This window comes from Myxococcus sp. CA023 (assembly GCF_010998615.1).
Classification (GTDB): domain Bacteria; phylum Myxococcota; class Myxococcia; order Myxococcales; family Myxococcaceae; genus Myxococcus.
Window position 1 is genome coordinate 1 of sequence record NZ_JAAEAH010000152.1, and the last position, 6,512, is coordinate 6,512.

The following is a 6,512-nucleotide window of genomic DNA, read 5'->3' on the forward strand; positions in this document are numbered from 1 at the left end:
CCCTCCCCCTCAACAGGGCCCCCATTCCTCTTATGCGCATCCCCCTGGCCCTGAATGGGAGGCTCAGCCGGCCCGGCCCGGCGCCGGAATCGGATCCAGGTCGGGTTCGACGTAGGCCTCCCGGGCATCGGCGGAGAACAACACCTGCGCCGAGTAGTGGGTCAGCATGATTCTGTAGTCGAGCAACTCGGGATGCTGCTCGATGAAGTCCCTGGACGACACACTGGGCACCTTGGCCATGAAGTACTCGACCGCGAGGACCCATGCCCGGGTGAGCGTCTCGTGGAACTTTGCGGCGGGGATTCCGTGATGCGCGAGGAACCGCTGAAGCGCCGTGCGCATCCTCGATATCGACGCCTCGGTGCCGTGCTCCGACAGGTACACGTAGGCCAGGCGCACATGCGCTTCATGGGTGAATGCGGAAGGCGCTACGGCGCAGGCTTCGAATGTCGTGCGAAAGGCACGGTCCGCGTCGGATGGCGTGTGCAATGGCATGTCGTCCTCCCACTGATGCCTGGGCAAGGCTGAGGCCACGAAGAACGTCCTGACCACCGGCTCGGGTGGCCTCAGTGAATACTACTCCCGCGCACACCTCAAGGGTGCGTCCCATGCGGGACCCACCCGCCACCGCCTTGAAGTCCCCTCATCGGACCCACGCTCCGAAAGAAACCACAGACTCGGGTCACAACCGCGGTGCCGATCGCGAAGCCTACCCTCAACGCCAGTTGATTCATTGTGTCAGCACTTCCCACGAGAAAAAATCGCACATTCACTCCCGGCTGCTCAGGAAAATTACAATGACAAGCCAAGACGGGATTTCGTTGCAGAAGCGTGAATGGGCGAATGCGTGCGCCATGGGTCATACAAGGTCTCGCGGGATGCTGTTCCTTTCGACCTACAGGTGAAATCACAATGAAACTCATTTCGCTGCGTACCGCATTCTGTGGTCTCTCCCTCCTCGCCGCGCCCGCCGCACTGGCTTGGGGCAGCACGCACTCCATTCCCCAGTTCGAGTCCCGGATCGCCGCGGCCCGCGCCAGTGGCAGCGCCGGCGGGACGACCGTGGTGCGGTCGGAAATCCAGTCGGCGCTGGACGCCTTCCTGAGCGCGGATGACGGCAGGACGGACGCCGAGGAGTACGCCTACCTGGCGAGCCGTATCGCGAGCCCTGTGTTCCTCACGGGCATCGACGCCTCCGCGCAGGACTACCTCTTCCGCTACCACGAGCTGAACGACGCGGTGGCGGCGCCGTTAACGACGGACGTGTCCACGCCCGCGCAGACGCCGGCGCAGATTCTGGGAGCCAGCGGGCCGCTGGCGAACAACGCCTGGATTCAGGCGGGCGGCGTCCTGGAGCAAGGTGGCGTGCTGAACCAGACCACGCTCGAGTGGGCCTACTACAGCGCGTTCGGCCCCGCCCCGCGCACCTTCTCCGTGGTGACGCTCAACGAGCTCATCGTGCGTCTGAATTCGCCGGTGTTCGGCCAGACGCCGAGCAGCGCCGAGGTCAACGGCGCGGTGGCCTACCTGAGCGCGAACGCGGGCGAGGGCGCGCGCTACTACGTCACCACCTGGGTGGACCCGTACGGCCGCACGGGCCCCGGCGACATCGGCGGTTACGTGGTGGCGTCCGTCAACGAGGACCGCGACTCCGTCCGATTCATCGAAGTGATGACCTGGTCGCAGTAGGACCAGCGCCTGTCCACACAGGGCCGCAGATGCGGGTGACACGCTGAAGACCGAAGCGTGTCACCCGTGTTGAAGCTCCTCGGCGGGGAACTACTCCGAGCGCGTCCATGCCGCCGCCAGCGCAGCCAATTCGCCCTGACGCGACGGGTCCCTCAGCGCCAAGCTCGCCTGGCCCCAGTCGATGCCACGCACGATGATATGGCTCTGTCGCCCCTGCCTCCCGTGCTTGAAAGCATACACAAGCTCATCCGCGGGAGTGGCCCCTGCCTTGGGGTAGAGAACGATGACGGGCACAGGTGTGGCCCCTGCGTCTGGCGGCGCATGCGCCACGGCATAGACTGACATCTGGTACAAACTGCTTCGGTCGAGATGCCCCTCGTCGAGGTCCTTGTACTTGGTGTCCAACACCGCGACGACTTGCCCTTCACGCTCCAGGAGGATGTCAGGCCGGGGCTCCCGCGCTCGCGCGGAGAAGCCGGATGGCGCCCGCACGACCGAGTAGAGCCCTTCGATGCGCCGCTGGCGGGAAACCTCCGCGTCTCGCAGGTGCTCCCGCAGGAAACGCTCCACGAAGCGCTCGAAAAGCAAGGCCATGTCCCACAGGAATCCCGGGAGACGCTCCTCGCCAGGGGCCAAGTCCTCCAGCGAATCCGACATGCCCCTGCCCTCGTGAAGCAGGGACACCAGACGCAGGATGGGGGCATAGGCGGCCGTCAGCCGGGTCAGCCCGTGCTCCAGTCGCCGAAGGCACGCTGCATCCAGCACCATCGAGCCGCAGACTTCGCCCCAGTAGCGCTCGGTCCTTGCGAGTTCCGCCCTCAAGGCGGGAGAGTAGGCCGCATCCGCGGCCAGCTTCAGGCCGGCACGGACCATCCGGTTCTCCGGAATGTCCGTCGACAGGGTGTGATGGCTGCAAGGCAGGGATGCCCGCGTCAGCTGCATGGCCGCCTCCAGGCGCGGCAGGTTCAGGCGCCCCCTCGGGAGGGACAGCCATTCCTCCTGGGAGATGTAGCCTCGCCTCAGTCCTCGCCGCGAAAGCCGCTTCGTCTCCCCCAGAAGCTCGAGCGCGATGAGGTCCGCGAAGGAAGCCTCTGGAAGCAACAAGTCCACGGGCGCCGGGCGAGCCAACTTCTCGAGACCAAGGCCGTACTGCAGGATGTACCAGAGGTCCACTGGAGCGAGGCGTGGCTGCACTGTCACATGCAGCGGGCCGAGCCGAGCCACCCCCACATACCGCTGAGCCTTGATGGACACGCCCTCGCGGCCATCCATGACTCGCAGCGCGTTGCTCATCCCGAGCCGACGCGCGTCGCGTTCCACCTCCGGCTGGGTACGCCACAGCTCCCGAAGCACGGGGTGCTCAGAGGCGTGTGCCGTCTCCCACTCCCGAAGGACCAGTCTTGGCATCGTCGCCATCCGCTACTCCTCGACACCCTCTTCCGGGCCCGTTGGGGCCATGGCATCCGCCTCCACCAACGTGGGGTCCCACTCCCGCAGCGCTGTACGCAGATGATCCTCGTTCCCCAAGGAGAACAGCTCGTTGCGAATCTCACCGGAGCTGGCATCCAGGAGCTTGTTTCCAAGGATGTCCAGCAGCGCAACGGGCTGGTCGTAACAGTATTCCTGAAGAAGCGGCACGACCTCATGCCGCATGACCCGGCGGAAGTCAGCGAAGTCAGACAGCGGGCTTCCATCTCGCTGGAAGAACGAGTGCCCCACTTGAAGATTGCGCGCGCCGTGCGGCAGCGCCCGCACCAGGCGCTGGTTCAGCGTGACGAGCAGGCGCTTCAAGACCACGCCTCCTGCCTGGGCCTCCTTCAACACCGTGGGGTCCGGTAGCAACTCGATGAAACCGAATCGGCGGCGCAGCGCGCTGTCCAGCAGGGCGATGGAGCGATCGGACGTGTTCATCGTCGCGATGATTCGCACGTTGCGGGGGACCGAGAAGCGCTCCCGCGAATACGGCAGTTGGATGTGGACCCGTCCTCGCTTGTCCAACTCCAAGAGCGTGAGGAGCTCGCCGAAGATTCGGGCTGCGTCTCCGCGATTGAACTCGTCGATGAGCAGGAAGTGCAGGTGGTCCGGGTGCTGCTGCGCCTGCGCACAGATGGACCGGAACAGTCCCTCGCGCGGGGCGAAGCCGAGGGTCCCACTGCCATCGGTTTGGGGGCGGATCCCTTCGACGAACTCCTCATAGCCATAGGCCGGGTGGAACGTGCAGGCCCAGAAGCGCTGCTCTCCAGGCGACTTCGCGCCGCGCAGGCCCTCGCGCTCCCCCTCCGACAGGTCCAGCCAGCTTCGGCCAAAAGTGCTGCGCGCGGACAGCTCCTCCGCGGCCCGAAGCGCATGCCATGTCTTACCGGTGCCCGGAGGCCCATAGAGGATGACCTGCCCCTTGCGCAGCAATTCCTCATGGATGGCGGAGAGCATTCCCTCCAGTGGAGGGGGCGCGTACCTCGCCGGCCCTGGCGGCAGCATTGACGGCTGGCGGTGCCGAACATGCTCGACCCCCGCGAGCAACAGGTCGATGGCATTGTCGAGCGGATAGACGGTTGTCTGCAGTCCGGTCTTGTCCGGAGCATTGAATCTCTCCAGGGACAACCATTCGACGCTCCGGCGATGGGGAAACACGGCCCCCGGCTCGAAGCGATAGGGCCCCGTCACACGGCCCACTCCGACAATCCGCTGTCCATCCGCTGCGAAGACCCGGTCCCCCTCCTGTATGTTCGCGAAGAACCGCCACAACTGCGTCATCTCCTTGCCACGCTGCTGTGGGATGACATCCGGGTAGTGCCTCGCGAGCGCATGACGGATGGCTTCCTTCGCGTCGGTGCCTTGAAGCCCCTCCACCACCTGGTAGAGGTCTCCCAGCTCGGCCCACCCAACGGCGATGTACGAGCCCTCCGCCATTCCCTTCCATTGACTCTCACCCCCGCTGCCCACGGTTGTGCCCAACCGCCAGAAACGGCAGGGCGGCCCGTTGACTGTGTTGAGCAGGTGCGTGAAGAGCGACATGGGCAGCAAGGACCGCTCGCGCCGGAAGTCATGCCAGGCCTCAACGAACGTTCTCGCGCTGGAATAGAGCCCGCTGTCGGGAGGCCGGACCCCCATCTGAAGCAAGTGATGCCGTTGGTAATCGACCGAGTGATAGTCGTCGAGCCGGTCAGGAAACTGGAGGAACAGGTACTTGTGCAGAAATGCCAACCCGACGAGGTCTGGTGCGACGGCCTCTACTTCAGCCTGCAACCACCCGTAGTCGTTTGAAGTCGGATACGAGGGCAGCCTGGCGACGACGTCCCTCGCGGCCAGGAGCTGGTCCCGCTGGGTTTCGGCGATTCGCACCGCTTCGCTGATGTGGAGCTTCCGTTGGCCACCCGCCTCGCCACTATGAACGTACCATCCGCCATCCTCCGCTCGCTGATAGATGCCGAATTTCAGCGCCGAGCCACCCCGGATGCTTCCAAAAAGCCGGGCCTGAAAATCCTCCTGGTCTCGGAACTCCAGCCAATAGGCAAGGCAGTCACGACTCTCCCGGCCATGGAGTTCCTCCAGCAGCTCGACACCTTGGAGCCGACGCAGCTTGCTGGGAGGAAAGCGCGCCTGGAAGCTGCGAATCATCGCCTCCGCGCCGAAGTATTCGCTGGCATCGAGCCGGGAAAACGACCGCTCCAAAAGGTCCAGGTAGTCAGCATGGAGGACAGGCATCGCCCCACGACATCCCATTGCCGGTCCCGAGGCAAGCCGGAGCATCGCGGACGACGTGGCCCTCATGGTGGCGGATGCCGCAGCGGCGAGACAGCATCGCAAAAGGGGAAGCTCCGCTGGCAGGCTGCGCTACAGTGGATCGCAATCCGACACCACGCCCCCATCCCCATAATGAAATGAAGCTCGACACACCCGAAAACCTGTTTTCCGCCATCGAGCAGTGCAATGTCATCGAGGTGGAGAACCTGCTGGCGAAGGGAGCCGATCCCAACGAGGTCGACGTCCACGAATACCAATCGACGCCCCTGGCATACGCATGCAGGCACGGCGACGAGGCATCCGTGCGTGTCCTGCTGGACGCGAAGGCCAACCCCAACGTGGCGGCCTTTGAACCACCGTTGGTCGCGGCCACGGCGCATGGCTTCGCCAGCCTCGTGACGCTGCTGGTGAAGGCCGGCGCGGACGTGAATGCGGCGGATGAAACCGGTGCCAGCGCGTTGTGGACGGCCGCCGCGAATGGATTCGCGGACATTGCTCGATACCTGGTGGAAGCGGGTGCCAATCGCGAGCAGGAGGACAACGACGGCAAACTCCCGGTCGTCATTGCATTGGAGAATGAGCACGTCGCTCTCTCCAATTACCTGAAGGACCCGGCGAGCTATCCGGCGACCCATTCCTTCTGGCGCGGCAGCAAGAAACTCGCGCGGAACGCGGCCAAGGAACGACGTACCCAAGTCATCAACAAGGCCACGGGCCAGAACGACGACGCGGCCCAACCGGAATGGACCTTTTCCGGCGGAATGGCGCGCAGCCAGTGGGCGACCCAGGACTTCCCCTCGGTGGCCGCATCGGGGAACGTCAAGCTGGTGGAACAAATGCTGGACGCCGGCCTCGACCCCGACTGGACCCTGTTCAAGGGCACCCCGACAGGATTGATGCTGGCCGCGAACAGCGGCGAGCTCGGTGTGGTGAATCTCCTGCTCGCGCGCAACGCCCAGGTGAATCACCGCACGGACAAGGGGCTCACCGCACTGCACATGGCTGTCCACCGGCCGGGAGCATCGCTCGGGCGGCCCCGTCAGCGGCCCTCCTCGGCCCCTCTGCACCCTCCCTCCCCC

At 65.0% G+C, this 6,512-nt stretch carries 5 protein-coding genes; 2 read left to right on the forward strand and 3 right to left on the reverse strand.

Going from position 1 to position 6,512, the window contains the following annotated elements:
• Nucleotides 1-63 precede the first annotated feature (63 nt).
• Nucleotides 64-399 carry a hypothetical protein gene (locus F8M74_RS36760; RefSeq protein WP_141258978.1) on the reverse strand — a complete coding sequence of 112 codons (336 nt, stop codon included), beginning with the start codon at nt 397-399 and terminating at the stop codon, nt 64-66.
• 513 nt (nt 400-912) lie between these two features.
• Here F8M74_RS36760 and F8M74_RS36765 point away from each other — a divergent pair.
• Complete coding sequence (locus F8M74_RS36765; protein ID WP_141258977.1) at nt 913-1,689, forward strand: hypothetical protein; 777 nt, start codon at nt 913-915, stop codon at nt 1,687-1,689.
• Nucleotides 1,690-1,779: 90 nt separating this feature from the next.
• On the opposite strand, the gene F8M74_RS36770 is transcribed toward F8M74_RS36765, so the two are convergent.
• Together F8M74_RS36770 and F8M74_RS36775 are read right to left on the reverse strand one after the other, a co-directional pair.
• Nucleotides 1,780-3,096 carry an McrC family protein gene (locus tag F8M74_RS36770; RefSeq protein WP_162295151.1) on the reverse strand — a complete coding sequence of 439 codons (1,317 nt, stop codon included), beginning with the start codon at nt 3,094-3,096 and terminating at the stop codon, nt 1,780-1,782.
• Nucleotides 3,097-3,108: 12 nt separating this feature from the next.
• On the reverse strand, nt 3,109-5,394 hold the full coding sequence (locus tag F8M74_RS36775) for an AAA family ATPase (protein WP_162295152.1): 2,286 nt from the start codon (nt 5,392-5,394) through the stop codon (nt 3,109-3,111).
• A gap of 176 nt (nt 5,395-5,570) precedes the next feature.
• Here F8M74_RS36775 and F8M74_RS36780 point away from each other — a divergent pair.
• The coding region (locus tag F8M74_RS36780; RefSeq protein WP_163884742.1) for an ankyrin repeat domain-containing protein at nt 5,571-6,512 on the forward strand (942 nt) is incomplete at its 3' end.